15 protein-coding genes are annotated in these 15,541 nt (G+C 61.8%); 5 read left to right on the top strand and 10 right to left on the bottom strand.

From position 1 onward, the window contains the following. Positions 1–24: 24 nt before the first annotated feature. From ilvD to C8K61_RS04665, 3 genes are all read right to left on the bottom strand, one after another. Positions 25–1,866, bottom strand: a complete 1,842-nt coding sequence (ilvD, locus tag C8K61_RS04675) for a dihydroxy-acid dehydratase (RefSeq protein WP_108095039.1) — start codon at positions 1,864–1,866, stop codon at positions 25–27. A 306-nt stretch (positions 1,867–2,172) separates the two neighbouring features. Next, positions 2,173–3,369 carry a class I SAM-dependent rRNA methyltransferase gene (locus C8K61_RS04670; protein ID WP_108095038.1) on the bottom strand — a complete coding sequence of 399 codons (1,197 nt, stop codon included), beginning with the start codon at positions 3,367–3,369 and terminating at the stop codon, positions 2,173–2,175. A gap of 166 nt (positions 3,370–3,535) precedes the next feature. Next, a complete protein-coding gene (locus C8K61_RS04665) occupies positions 3,536–4,075 on the bottom strand; it encodes a type 1 glutamine amidotransferase domain-containing protein (RefSeq protein WP_108095037.1) in 540 nt (179 codons plus the stop codon). A 306-nt stretch (positions 4,076–4,381) separates the two neighbouring features. On the opposite strand from C8K61_RS04665, the gene C8K61_RS04660 reads away from it, so the two are divergent. The 3 genes from C8K61_RS04660 to C8K61_RS04650 all read left to right on the top strand — a co-directional run bounded on the left by C8K61_RS04660 (position 4,382) and on the right by C8K61_RS04650 (position 6,637). After that, positions 4,382–5,194, top strand: coding sequence for an HDOD domain-containing protein (locus C8K61_RS04660; protein ID WP_178086429.1), 813 nt, complete (start codon positions 4,382–4,384; stop codon positions 5,192–5,194). Positions 5,195–5,256: 62 nt separating this feature from the next. Further along, positions 5,257–6,069, top strand: a complete 813-nt coding sequence (mutM, locus tag C8K61_RS04655) for a bifunctional DNA-formamidopyrimidine glycosylase/DNA-(apurinic or apyrimidinic site) lyase (protein ID WP_108095035.1) — start codon at positions 5,257–5,259, stop codon at positions 6,067–6,069. A gap of 205 nt (positions 6,070–6,274) precedes the next feature. Next, the gene (locus C8K61_RS04650) at positions 6,275–6,637 is read left to right on the top strand and encodes a multidrug transporter (RefSeq protein WP_108095034.1); all 363 of its coding nucleotides are present in this window, start codon (positions 6,275–6,277) and stop codon (positions 6,635–6,637) included. Positions 6,638–6,727: 90 nt separating this feature from the next. Here the strand turns inward: C8K61_RS04650 and ggt are convergent, their stop codons facing one another. The 6 genes from ggt to C8K61_RS04620 form a co-directional block, all read right to left on the bottom strand. After that, positions 6,728–8,422 carry a gamma-glutamyltransferase gene (gene ggt, locus C8K61_RS04645; protein WP_108095033.1) on the bottom strand — a complete coding sequence of 565 codons (1,695 nt, stop codon included), beginning with the start codon at positions 8,420–8,422 and terminating at the stop codon, positions 6,728–6,730. A gap of 16 nt (positions 8,423–8,438) precedes the next feature. Beyond that, the gene (locus C8K61_RS04640; RefSeq protein ID WP_108095032.1) at positions 8,439–8,690 is read right to left on the bottom strand and encodes a YfhL family 4Fe-4S dicluster ferredoxin; all 252 of its coding nucleotides are present in this window, start codon (positions 8,688–8,690) and stop codon (positions 8,439–8,441) included. A gap of 163 nt (positions 8,691–8,853) precedes the next feature. Then, on the bottom strand, positions 8,854–9,333 hold the full coding sequence (gene coaD / locus C8K61_RS04635; protein ID WP_108095031.1) for a pantetheine-phosphate adenylyltransferase: 480 nt from the start codon (positions 9,331–9,333) through the stop codon (positions 8,854–8,856). Positions 9,334–9,442: 109 nt separating this feature from the next. Then, on the bottom strand, positions 9,443–11,038 hold the full coding sequence (locus C8K61_RS04630; protein WP_108095030.1) for a GMC family oxidoreductase: 1,596 nt from the start codon (positions 11,036–11,038) through the stop codon (positions 9,443–9,445). Between the two features lie 55 nt (positions 11,039–11,093). Continuing rightward, positions 11,094–11,639: a twin-arginine translocation pathway signal protein gene (locus C8K61_RS04625; protein WP_108095029.1), complete on the bottom strand. Its 546-nt coding sequence runs from the start codon at positions 11,637–11,639 to the stop codon at positions 11,094–11,096. A gap of 85 nt (positions 11,640–11,724) precedes the next feature. Beyond that, the gene (locus tag C8K61_RS04620; protein ID WP_108095028.1) at positions 11,725–13,155 is read right to left on the bottom strand and encodes a coniferyl aldehyde dehydrogenase; all 1,431 of its coding nucleotides are present in this window, start codon (positions 13,153–13,155) and stop codon (positions 11,725–11,727) included. 320 nt (positions 13,156–13,475) lie between these two features. Between C8K61_RS04620 and C8K61_RS04615 the strand changes: the two genes are divergently transcribed. Further along, positions 13,476–14,135 (top strand): TetR/AcrR family transcriptional regulator, encoded by a 660-nt coding sequence (locus tag C8K61_RS04615; RefSeq protein ID WP_108095027.1) that lies wholly within the window; start codon positions 13,476–13,478, stop codon positions 14,133–14,135. Positions 14,136–14,138: 3 nt separating this feature from the next. Here the strand turns inward: C8K61_RS04615 and C8K61_RS04610 are convergent, their stop codons facing one another. Next, complete coding sequence (locus C8K61_RS04610; protein WP_108095026.1) at positions 14,139–15,119, bottom strand: hydrolase; 981 nt, start codon at positions 15,117–15,119, stop codon at positions 14,139–14,141. 186 nt (positions 15,120–15,305) lie between these two features. On the opposite strand from C8K61_RS04610, the gene C8K61_RS26925 reads away from it, so the two are divergent. After that, positions 15,306–15,437: a hypothetical protein gene (locus C8K61_RS26925; protein WP_256589364.1), complete on the top strand. Its 132-nt coding sequence runs from the start codon at positions 15,306–15,308 to the stop codon at positions 15,435–15,437. Positions 15,438–15,541: the final 104 nt, after the last annotated feature.

Below are 15,541 nucleotides of genomic sequence, written 5' to 3'. Positions count from 1 at the left end.
CTTTTTTATTTCAGCTGCAAGCCATCAAAGCCCGTCAAGCATCGCCTTGTTGCGCACTGCGCCCTTGTCGGCGCTGGTGGCCAGCAGGGCGTAAGCCTTCAACGCGGTGGTCACTTTACGTGGGCGTTTTTCCACCGGCTTCCAGCCTTTCTTGTCCTGCTCGTGACGGCGATGGGCGATCTCTTCATCGGTCACCAGCAGGTTGATGCTGCGGTTGGGGATGTCGATCAGCACTTTGTCGCCGTCGCGCACCAGGCCAATGGCACCGCCCGCTGCCGCTTCCGGCGAGGCGTGGCCGATGGACAGGCCCGAAGTGCCGCCGGAGAAGCGGCCGTCGGTCAGCAGGGCGCAGGCTTTGCCCAGGCCTTTGGATTTCAGGTACGAAGTCGGGTAGAGCATTTCCTGCATGCCCGGGCCGCCTTTCGGACCTTCGTAGCGAATGATGACGATGTCGCCTTCTTTCACTTCGTCAGCGAGGATGCCGCGAACCGCGCTGTCCTGGCTTTCGAAGATCTTGGCGTTGCCTTCGAACACATGGATCGACTCATCGACGCCGGCGGTTTTCACCACGCAGCCGTCCAGGGCGATGTTGCCGTACAGCACGGCCAGGCCGCCTTCTTTCGAATAGGCGTGCTCGAAACTGCGGATGCAGCCGTTTTCACGGTCGTCGTCCAGGGTTTCCCAACGGGTCGACTGGCTGAACGCCGTCTGGGTCGGGATACCGGCCGGGCCGGCTTTGAAGAAGTGGTGCACGGCTTCGTCGTCAGTCTGGGTGATGTCCCATTTGGCGATGGCGTCGCCCATGGATTTACTGTGCACAGTCGGCAGGTCGGTGTGCAGCAAGCCGCCACGGGCCAGCGAACCGAGGATGCCAAATACGCCGCCAGCGCGGTGCACGTCTTCCATGTGGTACTTCTGGATGTTCGGCGCCACTTTGCACAGCTGCGGTACCAGGCGGGAAAGGCGGTCGATATCGCGCAGGTCGAAATCGATCTCGGCTTCCTGGGCGGCGGCCAGCAGGTGCAGGATGGTGTTGGTGGAACCGCCCATGGCGATGTCCAGCATCATGGCGTTTTCGAAGGCTTTGAAGTTGGCGATATTGCGCGGCAATACCGACTCGTCATTTTCGCCGTAGTAGCGCTTGCACAGTTCCACGATGGTGCGGCCAGCTTGCAGGAACAGCTCTTCGCGGTCGCTGTGGGTGGCCAAGGTGGAGCCGTTACCCGGCAGGGCCAGGCCCAGGGCTTCGGTCAGGCAGTTCATCGAGTTGGCGGTGAACATGCCGGAGCACGAGCCACACGTTGGGCAGGCGCTGCGCTCGTACTCGGCGACTTTCTCGTCCGAGGCGCTTTCGTCAGCGGCGATCACCATGGCGTCGACCAGGTCCAGGCCGTGGCTGGCCAGTTTGGTCTTGCCGGCTTCCATCGGGCCGCCGGAAACGAAGATCACCGGAACGTTCAGGCGCAGGGCGGCCATCAGCATGCCGGGGGTGATCTTGTCGCAGTTGGAGATGCACACGATGGCGTCGGCGCAGTGGGCGTTGACCATGTATTCCACGGAGTCGGCGATGATCTCGCGGCTTGGCAGCGAATAGAGCATGCCGTCGTGGCCCATGGCGATGCCGTCATCGACCGCGATGGTGTTGAACTCTTTGGCCACGCCGCCGGCTTTTTCGATCTCGCGGGCGACCAGCTGGCCGAGGTCCTTCAGGTGCACGTGGCCGGGCACGAACTGGGTGAAGGAGTTGGCGATGGCGATGATCGGCTTCTTGAAGTCTTCGTCCTTCATCCCGGTGGCGCGCCACAAGGCACGGGCGCCGGCCATGTTGCGGCCGTGGGTGGACGTTTTTGAACGGTAATCAGGCATGACGGTTTCCTGCGGCTAATCAGGTGTCTGTTTATGTACGTGTCTGAGCAGGGCCGGAGGCAACGGCAGATGGCCGTGCGTTCGGGGCAGGTCGCAAATTCGAAACGGGGTCACCGCTCGTGCGGCCGGGGCTCACAAGCCCGCCGGGGATGGTTGGCGAGGAATGGACCGATTCTACGCCCCCCAGGCTGGCCTAGGAAAGGTTGGCGGACTGGGATGGTTGTTTCCAGGAATCGCGGTTGAAGCCGCTCCTACGGGAACGCACAATCCGTAGGAGCGGCTTCAGCCGCGATGCTGTTCAAACAATCAAGCGTTCGGCAGCAACCGGCAGGTCAGGCTCTTGATGTAGCGGGTTTCGGCAATCGCCATGTGCACCGGGTGGTCCGGGCCCTGGGCGCCGCGCTCAAGCATGATGATGTTGCGGTCCAGGTGACGGGCGCTTTGCAGCAGGATGTTCTGCAGGTTGTCCTCCTCCAGGTGCATGGAGCACGAGGCGCTGACCAGGATGCCGTCCTTGCTCAGCAGGCGCATGGCCATTTCGTTCAGGCGGCGGTAGCCGGCTTCACCGTTCTTGATGTCTTTTTTGCGTTTGATGAAGGCGGGCGGGTCGCAGACCACCACGTCGAAACGCTCTTCCGAGGACTTCAATTCCTTCAGCGCGGCGAACACATCGCCTTCGATGCAGGTAACTTTCTCGGCCACGCCGTTGAGGGTGGCGTTGCGCTCTACACCGTCGAGGGCGAACGCTGAGGCGTCGACGCAGAACACTTCGCTGGCGCCGAACGCTGCCGCTTGCACGCCCCAGCCGCCGATGTAGCTGAACAGGTCGAGCACGCGTTTGCCTTTGACGTAGGGCGCCAGGCGCGCGCGGTTCATGCGGTGGTCGTAGAACCAGCCGGTTTTCTGCCCTTCGATGACCGGGGCTTCGAACTTCACCCCGTTCTCTTCCAGCGCCACCCACTCCGGCACTACGCCGAACGGGGTTTCCACATAACGGGGCAGGCCTTCGGCGTCACGCGCCGCGGAGTCGTTCTTGAGCAGCACGCCGCGCGGTTGCAGCACTTGCACGAGTGCGGCAAGCACGTCGTCCTTGTGGCGCTCCATGGTCGGCGAGGTGATTTGCACCACGAGAATGTCGAAGAAGCGATCGACCACCAGGCCCGGGAGCAAGTCGGAATCGCCATACACCAGGCGGTAGCACGGCTGGTCGAACAAGCGCTCACGCAGCGACAGCGCTACGTTGATGCGGTGCACCAGCAGGGATTTGTCCAGCTCGTGCTTGGTGTCGCGTGACAGCAAGCGCGCGCAGATCAGGTTGTTGGGGCTGATGCCGACCACGCCCAACGGCTTGCCGCCAGCTGCTTCGAGAATGGCCTGATCGCCGGCCTGGAAACCCGACAGCGGGGTGGCGGCGACGTCGATTTCGTTGCTGTACACCCACAGATGTCCGGCGCGCAGACGGCGATCGGCATTGGCTTTAAGGCGCAGGCTGGGCAGGGACATGGGGGGCGGTCTCCGAAAAAAGAGCGGGAGTATAGCGTAGGTTGGGTTGAGCCGGAGGCGAAGCCCAACAGCCCAGACCCGGTACGCAAAACGCCTTGTTGTTGGGCTTCGCTGCGCTCACCGAACGCGGACCGACCCAACCTACGTCCAACATTGCCCATGACCGTTAAGCCGCCAGCGTCTCGATCAGCTTCTTGTTAAACGCTGGAATGTCATCCGGGTTGCGGCTGCTGATAAAAGCGCCATCGGTCACCACTTCCTCATCCACCCACTTGCCGCCAGCATTGGTGATGTCGTCTTTCAACGAACTCCAACTGGTGATGGTGCGGCCCTTGACCAGGCCGGACGAGACCAGCAGCCAGGCGCCGTGGCAAATCACCGCAATCGGCGTTTGCTTCTGGGCCGCTTGCACCACCAGGCTTTGCGCCTCGGGAATGCTGCGGATGGTGTCGGAGTTCATCACCCCGCCCGGCAGCACGAGGGCGTCGTAATCTTCGATATTGGCAGCAGCGAAGGTTTTGCTCACGGTGAAGCTATCGCCCAGCTTGTCGTGGTGCCAGCCATTTACCTGGCCGGTTTTGCTCGAAAGGATATCGACGGCCGCGCCGAGTTTTTCCAGGGCGTCTTTCGGGCCGGTCAACTCGACTTGTTCAAAACCGTCGGTTACCAGCAGGGCGATGCGCTTGCCTTTCAGCGAAGTGGTCATGTCAGCTCCTTATTCCGTGGGGGGGTGTAAGGTTCCGAAAGTGCCGCACCCGGGAAAGTTCAGGCTGTTCGACAGCGCGCCTGTCACGCTGATCGGCTCGGTTCTGCTCCAGACGAGTGGTGGTCGCCGCATACCCGCGCCGTTGTTGAACTCTTTCCGTCTGTCGGTGAATTCCTGCGTTACCGAGGGTTACGTCTGTTAACCAGGCGGTTAGACTGTGGCATTCGTCACACCACCTTTGCTTGTGCAGTCATGGCCCCAGAACTTACCGCGGAACAAATTCAGAAAGTCCTGCAAGGCATCAGTGTGCCGCCGCAGCCTCAGATCATGGTCGACCTGCAGATGGAGCAGGTGATGCCGTTTCCGGATCTGAAGGCGATCGCCAAGCTGATCAGCCAGGACCCCGGCCTGTCAGGCGCGTTGTTGAAAATCGTCAACTCGCCGTTCTTTGGCTTGTCGAATCGCATCGCCTCGATTCAGCAGGCGGTCAATCTGCTGGGCTGCAATACGGTGATCAACCTGATCAACGCGCAGTCGATTAAGGGCGAGATGACCGATGAGGCTATCGTCACCCTCAACCGTTTCTGGGACACCGCGCAAGACGTCGCCATGACGTGTCTGACCCTGGCCAAGCGTATCGGCTATCAGTCGGCGGACGAAGCCTACACGCTGGGCCTGTTCCATAACTGCGGCATTCCGCTGATGATCAAGCGCTTCCCGGACTACATGACCGTGCTCGAGGAGGCCTATGCCAGCGCCACCGCCGAGCGGCGCGTGGTCGACACCGAGAACCGCGTGCTCAACACCAACCATGCAGTGGTGGGGTACTTCACCGCCAAGTCGTGGAACCTGCCGTTGCACCTGTGCGAGGCGATTGCCAACCACCACAACGCCTTGTCGATCTTTACCGATGACTCGGTACGTGATGCGCAGCTGAAAACCCTGCTGGCGATTCTGAAGATGTCCGAGCACATCTGCGAAAGCCACCGGGTGCTGGGCAACCAGACCGACGACTTCGAATGGCAGAGCATCGAGCAGCTGGTGCTGGAATATGTCGGGCTGTCGGAGTACGACTTCCAGACCCTGAAAGAAAGCATTCGCGACCTGAGCATGCACTGAGTCACCCCGGCCGCGGTTTCTGCCCGGGGCCGGGCGCCACCCCTCCTGTTGCGGGTCCTTTGATGCCTGAATTACCTGAAGTCGAAACCACGCGCCGCGGCATTGCGCCGTACCTCGAAGGCCAGCGGGTCAGCCGCGTGATCGTACGGGAACGCCGCCTGCGCTGGCCGATTCCGGAAGACCTTGATGTGCGCCTGTCCGGGCAGCGCATCGAAAGCGTCACCCGCCGCGCCAAGTACCTGCTGCTGACCGCCGAGGCGGGCACGTTGATCAGCCACCTCGGCATGTCCGGCAACCTGCGCCTGGTGCCTATCGATACGCCGGTGGCCAAGCATGAGCATGTCGACATCGAGCTGGAGTCCGGCCTGGCCTTGCGCTACACCGACCCACGGCGGTTCGGCGCCATGCTCTGGAGTACTGAGCCGCTGCTGCACGAGTTGCTGGTAAAGCTGGGGCCGGAGCCGCTGACTGAGCTGTTCGATGGTGACCGGCTGTTCAAACTGTCACGCGGCAAGAGCATTGCGGTGAAGCCCTTCATCATGGACAACGCGGTAGTGGTCGGGGTGGGTAACATCTACGCCACCGAAGCGCTGTTCGCCGCCGGCATCGATCCGCGCCGCGAAGCCGGGTCGATTTCACGGGCGCGTTATCTGGAGCTGTCGCTGCAGATCAAACGCATCCTCGCCCATGCCATCGAACGCGGCGGTACCACCTTGCGCGACTTCGTCGGTGGCGATGGCCAGCCCGGTTATTTCCAGCAGGAGCTGTTCGTCTACGGCCGCGGTGGCGAATTCTGCAAAACCTGCGGCAGCACCTTGCGTGAAGTGAAACTGGGGCAGCGTGCGAGCGTGTATTGCCCCACGTGTCAGCGCTGATACAGGGGCAAAAACCGCCGCGTAAAACCGCGCTGTTTTCAGGGCGTGTGTAAGCGCACAGTTACAGGCGGTTTTTTCCTCGCCAATCGCCCTGCAAAACCCGCAGAATGCGTTCTCCAGCGATTGACGGCCGTCACGCTGACAATTTCCGGAGCGCTGTTATAGTTACAGCCACCGCACTTTGAATCGATGAAGGACCGCACTCATGAACCTGTTTCGCTCAACCGCTGTTGTCCTGGCGCTGACCACTGGCCTCCTGGCGCTGCCGGTAATGGCGGATGGGTCGGTTAGCACCACCACCACCAACCAGAGCGGCGACCCAGCCTATGACGTTCAGGCTCCTGCTGCCTGGGCCATGATGGGTGATTTGATCGTTGCTCGCCCGCTGCTGATCGCCGCCACCATCATCGGTGCTGGTGCTTTCGTGATCAGCCTGCCGTTCACCGCCGCTGGCGGTAACGTCGGCGAAGCCGGCAAGGCGCTGGTGGTCGATCCGGGCCGTGAAGCCTTCGTACGTTGCCTGGGCTGCACCGAAAGCGGCTATCAACGTCCGCAGAATCAGCAGTAATTTTTCGCCTTCGGGCGAGTACAAAAAAGCCGGTCCATGTGACCGGCTTTTTTGTGCCTGCGAGGTAGGGGCAATACCTGCCTTACGGTTTTACGGTGGCGGCGGGAGCAACTTGGCCTGGCCGATGCCACGTGGATCGCTGGCCGCTTCGACGCTGTTGCTGTCCTTGTTCCACAGCAGCACCTGCTGATTGCCGTACGGCCGCGCCACTGGCTTCAGCGAGTAACCCCGTTGTTTCAGGGCATCGCGTTCGCTGGCAGTGAAGGTAGTCGGCTCGTACTCGACCACGTCGGGCAGGTACTGATGGTGATAGCGCGGCGCTGCCGGCCAACTCGCCACTGGCTGGCCGTCGAGGTACTGCAGCATCGCCAGCAACACCATGCTCGGAATGCGGCTGCCACCCGGCGTACCGAAGGCACTGAACTGGGTCGGGCTTTCGATAAAGCTCGGGCTCATGCTCGATAGGGGGCGTTTGCCGGCAGCAATGGCGTTGGCCTGGCTGCCGGTTAGCCCATAGGCATTGGCGCCCTGAACATTGGCGGCGAAGTCGTCCATCTCATCATTGAGCAGCACGCCGGTGCCCGGCGGGGTGAACGCGGCGCCGAAGGGCAGGTTCACCGAGAGGGTCGCCGACACCGCGTTGCCGGCCCCATCCAACACCACAAAATGGGTGGTGTGGTTGCCTTCTTTCCAGGCGGGCGAGGGCGGCAGGCTGCTGCTGGGTGTGGCTTTCTGTGGGTCGATGCCGGCTGCCAGTTGCTTCAGGTAACCGCCATCGAGCAGTTGGGCCACCGGGTTGGCAATGAAGTCCGGATCGCCGAGCAGGCCGCGATCACGGTAGGCGCGGCGCAGCACTTCGATCACATAGTGGGCGCGCTGCAGTTTGTCCGCTTCGCGCCACGGCAGCTGTTGCAGCATGGCCAGGCTTTGCGCCAGGGCGATGCCGCCAGCCGAGGGCGGCGGCGCGCTGATCAGTTCACGGCCATCGGCCAGTGGGTAGCGCAGCGGCTGGCGCTCCACCACCTGGTATTGCTCAAGGTCGGCGAGGGTCCAGATGCCGCCAGCGCGTTTGACTCCATCAACTAACAGCTTCGCCGTCTCACCGCTGTAGAAGCCCGGTTTGCCATAGCGGCCGAGGCGCTCGAGGGTGTTGGCCAGTTCCGGTTGGCGCATCAGGCTGAATTCGTCGGGAATCGCGCCTTTGTCAGCAAGAAAGATTCGTGCGGTTTCCGGGTCGTCGCGTAGCGATGCCAGGCGCCACTGCGCGCGTTCACGGTACACGTGGTCGATGGACACCCCGTCGCGGGCCAGGCGAATCGCCGGCCCGAGGGAATCAATCAGCGGCAGGCGACCGTACTTGCGCGCCAGTTCCACCAGCGCGGCCGGCAAGCCAGGAATGGCTGCGGCCAAGGCGCCGTCCAGGGAAAGCTGCGCCTGCACCTTGCCGCCCTGCTTGTACAGGTCGGCATGGGCGGCCAGCGGCGCGCGTTCACGGGCGTCGAGGAAGCGGTATTGCGGTTGCCCGCCGGCTTGGCGCAGCAGGAAAAAGCCGCCGCCACCGAGCCCGGAGCTGTAAGGCTCGACCACCGCCAGCGCAGCGCTGACAGCAATTGCTGCATCGAAGGCATTGCCGCCGGCAGCCAGGGTTTCCAGGCCGGCGATGGTGGCCGCCGGATGGGCACTGGAAATCGCTGCCTGTTTGGGCAGGGGGGCGGCCGTGGCGCTGAGTGCAACAAGGAGCAGCAAGGCACCGAACAGTGCCTTGCCAGGGTGGCTGCCACGCATCCGGCAGCCCACGTTTTTACGCTTTCCCAGTGATGATCAGGTACTTGTTCATCAGCTCATCCTTGCTTTCGACGTTGTTCTCGTCGAGGGGGATGCAATCGACCGGGCATACCTGTTGGCACTGCGGCTCGTTGTAGTGGCCGACACATTCGGTGCACAGGTTGGGATCGATAACGTAGATTTCTTCACCCTGCGAAATAGCGGCGTTCGGGCACTCAGGCTCGCAGACGTCACAGTTGATGCAGTCGTCGGTGATGATTAAAGACATGAAACACAACTCCTGCCGCAGCGCATCGCCACGGCATGTTCGGACAGCGGAGCGCAAATTGTGCCGGATTGTCGGGGGAGGCGCCAATCGGAGTGCGGCGCACGAATGGATTTGTGCGGCGTAGGGCGAATATCCGTTGCACGGATATTCGCCCTACACGGGCTTACTTCTTGAATCGCTCACGCAGCGCATCGGCTACTGCCGGGTGCACGAACTTGCTGATGTCACCGCCCAGGTTGGCGATTTCGCGCACCAGGGTGGAGGAGATGAACGAGTACTTTTCGGATGGGGTGAGGAACAGGCTTTCCACATCCGGCACCAGAATGCGGTTCATGTTCGCCAGTTGGAACTCGTATTCGAAGTCGGAGACCGCGCGCAGGCCGCGCAGGAAAATGTTGGCGCCCTGCTCCTTGGCGAAATGCGCCAGCAGGGTGGAAAAACCCACCACTTCCACATTGGGCAAGTGCTTGGTCACTTCGCGGGCCAGCTCGACGCGCTGCTCCAGCGGGAACAAGGGGTTTTTCTTCGGGCTGGCCGCGACGGCAATGACCACTTGATCGAACAGGCGCGAGGCGCGTTCAACGAGGTCACCGTGACCCTTGGTAATGGGGTCAAAGGTACCTGGGTACAACACTCGATTCATCGTGACGTCCTGGCGTGTGCCATCGGGGAACCGGATGGTAGCGCAGCATCCCCTGCGGGCCAAGTCATGGCGGCCGCCGAACCCCGCATGAGTCCGGCGGCGCCCAGTGTCACGCGGTTTTCAGTCGCTCTGCCAACTGGCTCGCCAACTGCGCGGTGAGGCCATACACCGACAACTGTGGGTTAGCGCCGATGCTGGTGGGGAACAGCGATCCGTCGTGGATCGACAGGTTGCTGAGCTGGTGATGACGACCGAGGCTATCGGTGACCGCCTGAGTTGGGTCCTCACCCATGGCGCAACCACCCATCACGTGGGCGCTGCCCAGCCGGGTGCGATAGATCTCCAGGCTCAGGCCATCGATCAGGCTTTTTGCTTCGCTCAAGGTCTTCACGTAGTCGGCATCGGCGTGCAGCGGCAACACGCTTTTCGCCCCGGCGGCGAACTGGATTTCGGCCATGGTGTGGAACGAGCGGCGAATGCCATCCCAGGTGTAATCGGTCATCTGGTAGTCGAGCACCGGGCTGCCGTCGCCGCGCAGTTCCACCGTGCCTTCGGCGCTGTCCGGGTGAAAACCGTCGCGCAGTAGGGCGAGCATCGCGTTGGTGTGCGGCAGCTGCTCCATGCGCATGGCGTTGTCGATGCCAAAACGGCCGAGCAGGGTGGCTGTCAGCGCCGGTTGCATGGGCGGCACTTCGAGCTTGAACGACATGCGCCCGGTGGTGCCGTCGTCCCACTGGAAGTGGTCGGAGTAGATCGACTGCGGCGCGCCATAAAACGGGTTCACCACCTGCTCGAACTGCGCTGCCGAGAAGTTCACCACGTGGATAAAGGTGCGCTTGCCGGCGCGCTGGTGCGGGTCCGGCGCTTTGGAGCGCATCAGGATAGCCGGGGTGTTGATGCCGCCGCCGGACAACACGTAATGCTTGGCCTTGACCGTGATGGTGCGGCCAGTAGGCGCCACGCAGCGCTCGTCCAGGGCCTGACACTGAATACCGGTGACCTTGTCGCCGTCGATCAGCAGCTTGTCGGCGCGCGCCAGGTACAAGAGCTCACCGCCCTTTTCCAGGGTGGCGGGAATGGTGGTGACCAGCATCGATTGTTTGGCGTTGGTCGGGCAGCCCATGCCGCAGTAGCCAAGGTTCCAGCAGCCACGGACGTTACGCGGGATGACTTTCCAGTGGTAACCCAGCTTGTCGCAGCCGACCCGGATCACGTCGTTGTTGAAGTTCGGCGGCATGATCCACGGCGCCACGCCCAGGCGCTGTTCCATCTTCTCGAACCAGGGCGCCATCTCGGCCACGCTGTGGCCTTTCACGTTGTGCTCTTTGGCCCAGTGCTCGAGGGTTGGCTCTGGCGTGCGAAAGCTCGAGGTCCAGTTCACCAGCGTGGTGCCGCCCACGGCGCGGCCCTGCATGATGGTGATGGCGCCGTCTTTGCTCATCCGCCCGATGCCTTCCTGGTACAGGCTGGGGTAGGCCTCGGCTTCCTGCATCTTGAAGTCGCTGCTGGTTTTCAGCGGGCCTTCCTCGATCAGCAGCACCTTGTAACCGGCGGCGCTGAGGATTTCCGCCGTGGTACCGCCGCCAGCGCCGGTGCCGACAATGGCCACGTCGGCTTCCAGGGTCAGGTCCTGTTCCAGGCGTGAGCCGTTATAGGTTTTCCAGCCGCGGCCAAGGCCTTCGGCAAACAGATCGGGTACGGGCATTCAGGCTGCTCTCGGTAAATTCTTATTAGGGGTGACGCAACGGCAACGCGGGTTCTCAGACCTTGGGCGGCCCGGGGTAACCGCAATGGGCCCAGGACTCCGGCCGGCCATACCAGGCCATCATCACCAGTTGCAGCAGCGAGGCATGGCCCATGCGCAGCAGGCTGAGCGAGCTGTTCTGCCAGCGGTCGAGGAAGTGCGTGACGTCTTCACTGCTGGCGTTTTCCCAGCTGCCCCAGATGCCGGTGAGCGGGCCACGGGTGACCGCCATTGCCAGCACGTCGAACAGCTGCACGGTGAGCTTGAGCATTTCCGGCGACAGGCGATTGAGGCTGTAGTCGAGACTTTGCAAGGTGCCGTCGATGGCCTGCGGCATCTGCTCAGGTTTCACCGCACCGGCCAGCATCACCGGGATCAGCGCTTTGAGAAATGGCAGGTCGGAGTCGCGCAGAATGGCGAAGCCGTTGGCTGGAGAGCTGGCCGAGCAACCGCTCAAGCTGGCGGTGAGCCCGGCGGTGGCGAGAAAGGCGGAGCCCATCAGGCCGACTTTGAGCAGGCCGCGTCGGGACAGGCCGGGGGCGTTGAGTACGGAGTCATTCATTATTGTTTTTAGACCTCGCTCTAGGGCGATTCAAAGGCGGCGCGCCAGCAGGCTAAGACCGGGCGCCGCAAGGTTCAGCTTGGGTTTAGCGGATGAACAGTTTCAGCACCAGTTTCTGCAGCGCTTTGCCATACGGCGGATAAATCACTTTCGAGGCGTTGAAGCGCTGTTTGATGAACACGCCCTTGGCCTTGGAGAAGGTCAGGAACCCTTCATGTCCGTGGTAGTGGCCCATGCCCGAGGGGCCGACGCCGCCGAAGGGCATGTCGTCCTGGGCCACGTGCAGCAAGGTGTCGTTCAGGCAAACGCCGCCGGCGTGGGTTTCATGCAACACGCGCTTTTGCTCGGCCTTGTTGTAGCCGAAGTAGTAGAGCGCCAGAGGACGGGGGCGGTCGTTGATGTAATTGAACGCATCTTCCAGGCGCTCATACGGCACGATTGGCAGCAGCGGGCCGAAGATTTCGTCCTGCATCAGCTTCATGTCGTCGTTCACGTTCAGCACCACGGTCTGCGCCATGCGCCGGCCCTGGCCCTCGGGGAACAGCGGAATCAGCGTGGCGCCTTTGCTCTCGGCATCGGTCAGCAAGCCTTTGAGGCGGTTCAGCTGACGGTCGTTGATTACGGCGGTGTAGTCGGGGTTATCTTTCAGGGTCGGGTAGAAGGTCTGCACGGTCTTGCGGTAGGCCTCGACAAACCCTTCGACGCGATCCTTGGGCACCAGCACATAGTCGGGAGCCACGCAGGTCTGCCCGGCGTTCATGGTTTTACCGAAGGCGATGCGTTCGGCGGCGTCGCTCAATGGCACGTCGGCAGAGACGATGGCCGGCGACTTGCCGCCCAGCTCCAGGGTCACCGGCACCAGGTTCTCGGCCGCGGCGCGCATCACGTGTTTGCCGATGCTGGTGGCACCGGTGAACAGCAGGTGGTCGAACGGCAGCTTGGAGAAGGCCATGCCCACTTCAGCCTCGCCCAACACCACGCAAACCAGGTCTTCCGGGAAAATTTTTGCCAGCAGGTCTTTGATCAACTGCGAGGTCACAGGCGTCGACTCGCTCATTTTGATCATCACCCGGTTACCGGCTGCCAACGCGCCTACCAAGGGGCCAATGGCGAGAAACAGTGGGTAGTTCCACGGCACGATCACGCCGACCACGCCCAGCGGCTGGTACACCACTTTGGCGCTGGCTGGCTGGAAGGCCGGGCCGACCGAGCGGCGCGAGGGCTTCATCCATTTCTTGATGCGTTTGGTCGCGTAGTGAATGCCGTGCACGCTGGGCATGATTTCCGCCAGCAGGGTTTCTTCGGCGGCGCGGTTGCTGAAGTCCTGGGAGATGGCGTTCACCAGGGTGTCTTTCTCGTTCAGCAACAGTTCGCACAGGCTTTTCAACCACTGAATGCGCTGCGCCGCCTCAGGCATGGGGTTGGCGCGGAACGCCTCACGTTGACGGCGTAGTAGTTCGTCCAACTGCTCGATTTGTTGTTGGTTGTGTTGCAGGTAAGCAATGTCGGCGACCATCGGAAGGCTCCTGGGCAGTCCAGTTAAGAGAACCCGGAACCGTCGGTACTTTTTATTGGGTACAGGGTCGGTCAAGGGTTGCGCAATACAGCGTGCTGGATTTTTAGAGCAATTACTCTAATGTGTCAAATAGGATGCCTGGCGCCTTTCAATGACGCAGCCCAACGAAAAGTTAGGTAGCTAGGTTTCTGTGGTGATGGGTAACAATTAGCGTGCTTGTGCGTGTACCTTTGGCGCAAGAAGGGGAGCTGACCCGCTGCGGCGCAGTGCAGTTGCTGGAGGCGGGTTGGGAAAGAAACAGTGTGTGAGGTACGAGCGCCATGGCAGCGCCAATGAAAACCCGTGAGCGGATCATCCAGGCCAGCCTGGAGCTGTTCAATCTGCAGGGCGAACGTAATGTGACCACCAACCACATTGCCGCGCACCTGGCGATTTCACCGGGCAATTTGTATTACTACTTTCGTAACAAGCAGGCGATCATTGCCGAGCTGTTCAACCAGTATGAGCAGCAGGTCGACACCTTCCTGCGCCCGCCTGAAGGCCGGGCGATGACCGTGGAAGACAAGACTTTCTACCTCGAAGCCCTGCTCGCCGCGATGTGGCACTACCGCTTTCTGCACCGCGATCTGGAGCATCTGCTGGAGACCGACGCCGGTCTGGCCACCCAGTACCAACACTTCGCCCAGCGCTCGATGGGCCGCGCCCAGTCGATTTACCAAGGCTTCGTCGATGCCGGGATTCTGGTGATGGGCGAACGGCAGATCGAGGCGCTAACCCTCAACAGCTGGATCGTGATGACCTCGTGGGTGCGCTTTCTGTGCACCTCGCGCGGCGATCCGGGCGACCTCAGCCAGGAGATGCTGCGCCGTGGCATCTACCAGGTGCTGGCGCTGGAGGGCGGCTACATCGCCCCAGAAGCACGCGAGGCGGTCGACGCGTTGCAGCAGCGTCTGTTCGTACCGCTCGACGCCGTTATCTAGGCCTTACTGCAGCGCCGTCAGCCACTCTGGAATGCGCCGTTCCAGGTAGTAATCCGGACGGCGCCAGGAACCTTGAACAAAACCGACATGACCACCATGGGCGTGCAGTTCGAACTGCACGCAGCTGGCCAGCTCGTGGGGCTCGGGCAGGCTATGGGGAAATACGAAGGGGTCGTCGGCCGCCTGGATCAGTAGGGTCGGCGTCTGGATACGGCCGAGAAAATAGCGGCTGGACGAGCGCTTGTAGTAATCGTCGGCATCGGCAAAACCATGCAGTGGCGCCGTGACGCGGCCATCGAAATCCCAAAAGGTGCGCATATTGGTCAGCGGCCCGAGCTTGTCCAGAGTCGACAGCCGATCAGCCTGGCCCTTGTGGGCGAAAAGACGCTGTTTGTCCTTCACATAGGCGAGCATTTCGCGCATGAAGTGCGCCTGGTAGACCTTGGAAAAGCCCATGCCGATACGGTCGGCACATTGGTCCAGACGAAACGGCACCGACACCGCCACCGCGCCCTGCAGCTGACTGTCGGCGCCACTTTCGCCGAGGTACTTGAGCAGCACATTGCCCCCCAGCGAATAACCCGCCGCATACAGCGGCGCCATCGGCCGCTTGGCGCGCAGGTGGCGGATGGTTTCGGCGAGGTCTTCGCTGGCACCGGAGTGATAACCGCGAGGCAGCAGGTTGGGCTCCCCCGAACAGCCACGCCAATTCAATGCCACGCTGGCCCAACCTTGCGCCGCCAGGCTCTGTTGAACACCCAGCACATACAGCGAGCTGGAAGAGCCGGTCAGCCCATGCAGCACCACCACCAGCGGTGCCTCGGCCTCGTGCGGGCCGTGCCAGTCCAGATCGAGAAAATCGCCATCCTCCAGCCACAAACGTTCGCGCTCACGCTCAAGCTTGGGTGCCTTGCGGCACAGGGAATTCCACAAGGTTTGCAGGTGCGGGTTGGGCAGCCACCAGGCGGGAGTAAAGGTGTTCATCGATCCAGTCACTTAAAAGAAAGGCGGCTACAGCCTGCGATAGTGCCATGGCGCAGGGCAGCATGTTGTGCCGCTTTTGCACGAACAAGGGTGAGGAAGTTTAAGCCGCCTCCTATGAAAGATGGCTGCGACCTGTTGTTACGGTCAGGCCTTACCTTTGGTGGCTTGGACCTAGTGGAGCGGATGATGATCTTTTTTCTAAGCGGAGTAATCGCGTTACTCGCGGTCGTGATGGCGTTGGCGATCTGTCGCTACCCGCTGGATATCCGGATTTTCGTCGGCCGCATGGAGTGCTACATCGTGCAGTTGTTGCCATAGGCACCAGGCTTAATCTCAGGCGCTGCATTCGCCAGCGCGCAATACACCTGCCCACCTTTCTGCTCTCGGTGCAAACGCCAGTTGGCTGGCATGTTGACGGTCGA

Origin of the sequence: Pseudomonas sp. GV071 (assembly GCF_003050835.1) — a bacterium.
Taxonomy (GTDB): domain Bacteria; phylum Pseudomonadota; class Gammaproteobacteria; order Pseudomonadales; family Pseudomonadaceae; genus Aquipseudomonas.
Note: the sequence above shows the minus strand (reverse complement) of the source record. Positions and strands in the feature narration are given on the sequence as shown.

Coding starts and splice junctions, on each gene's coding strand:
- C8K61_RS04630 (WP_108095030.1), bottom strand. CDS start 11,038: ATGCCCGTACCCGATCTGTTTGCCGAAGGCCTTGGCCGCGGCTGGAAA.
- ggt (WP_108095033.1), bottom strand. CDS start 8,422: ATGCGTGGCAGCCACCCTGGCAAGGCACTGTTCGGTGCCTTGCTGCTC.
- C8K61_RS04650 (WP_108095034.1), top strand. CDS start 6,275: ATGAACCTGTTTCGCTCAACCGCTGTTGTCCTGGCGCTGACCACTGGC.
- mutM (WP_108095035.1), top strand. CDS start 5,257: ATGCCTGAATTACCTGAAGTCGAAACCACGCGCCGCGGCATTGCGCCG.
- ilvD (WP_108095039.1), bottom strand. CDS start 1,866: ATGCCTGATTACCGTTCAAAAACGTCCACCCACGGCCGCAACATGGCC.
- C8K61_RS04610 (WP_108095026.1), bottom strand. CDS start 15,119: ATGAACACCTTTACTCCCGCCTGGTGGCTGCCCAACCCGCACCTGCAA.
- C8K61_RS04640 (WP_108095032.1), bottom strand. CDS start 8,690: ATGTCTTTAATCATCACCGACGACTGCATCAACTGTGACGTCTGCGAG.
- C8K61_RS04665 (WP_108095037.1), bottom strand. CDS start 4,075: ATGACCACTTCGCTGAAAGGCAAGCGCATCGCCCTGCTGGTAACCGAC.
- coaD (WP_108095031.1), bottom strand. CDS start 9,333: ATGAATCGAGTGTTGTACCCAGGTACCTTTGACCCCATTACCAAGGGT.
- C8K61_RS04625 (WP_108095029.1), bottom strand. CDS start 11,639: ATGAATGACTCCGTACTCAACGCCCCCGGCCTGTCCCGACGCGGCCTG.
- C8K61_RS04615 (WP_108095027.1), top strand. CDS start 13,476: ATGGCAGCGCCAATGAAAACCCGTGAGCGGATCATCCAGGCCAGCCTG.
- C8K61_RS04620 (WP_108095028.1), bottom strand. CDS start 13,155: ATGGTCGCCGACATTGCTTACCTGCAACACAACCAACAACAAATCGAG.
- C8K61_RS04670 (WP_108095038.1), bottom strand. CDS start 3,369: ATGTCCCTGCCCAGCCTGCGCCTTAAAGCCAATGCCGATCGCCGTCTG.
- C8K61_RS26925 (WP_256589364.1), top strand. CDS start 15,306: ATGATCTTTTTTCTAAGCGGAGTAATCGCGTTACTCGCGGTCGTGATG.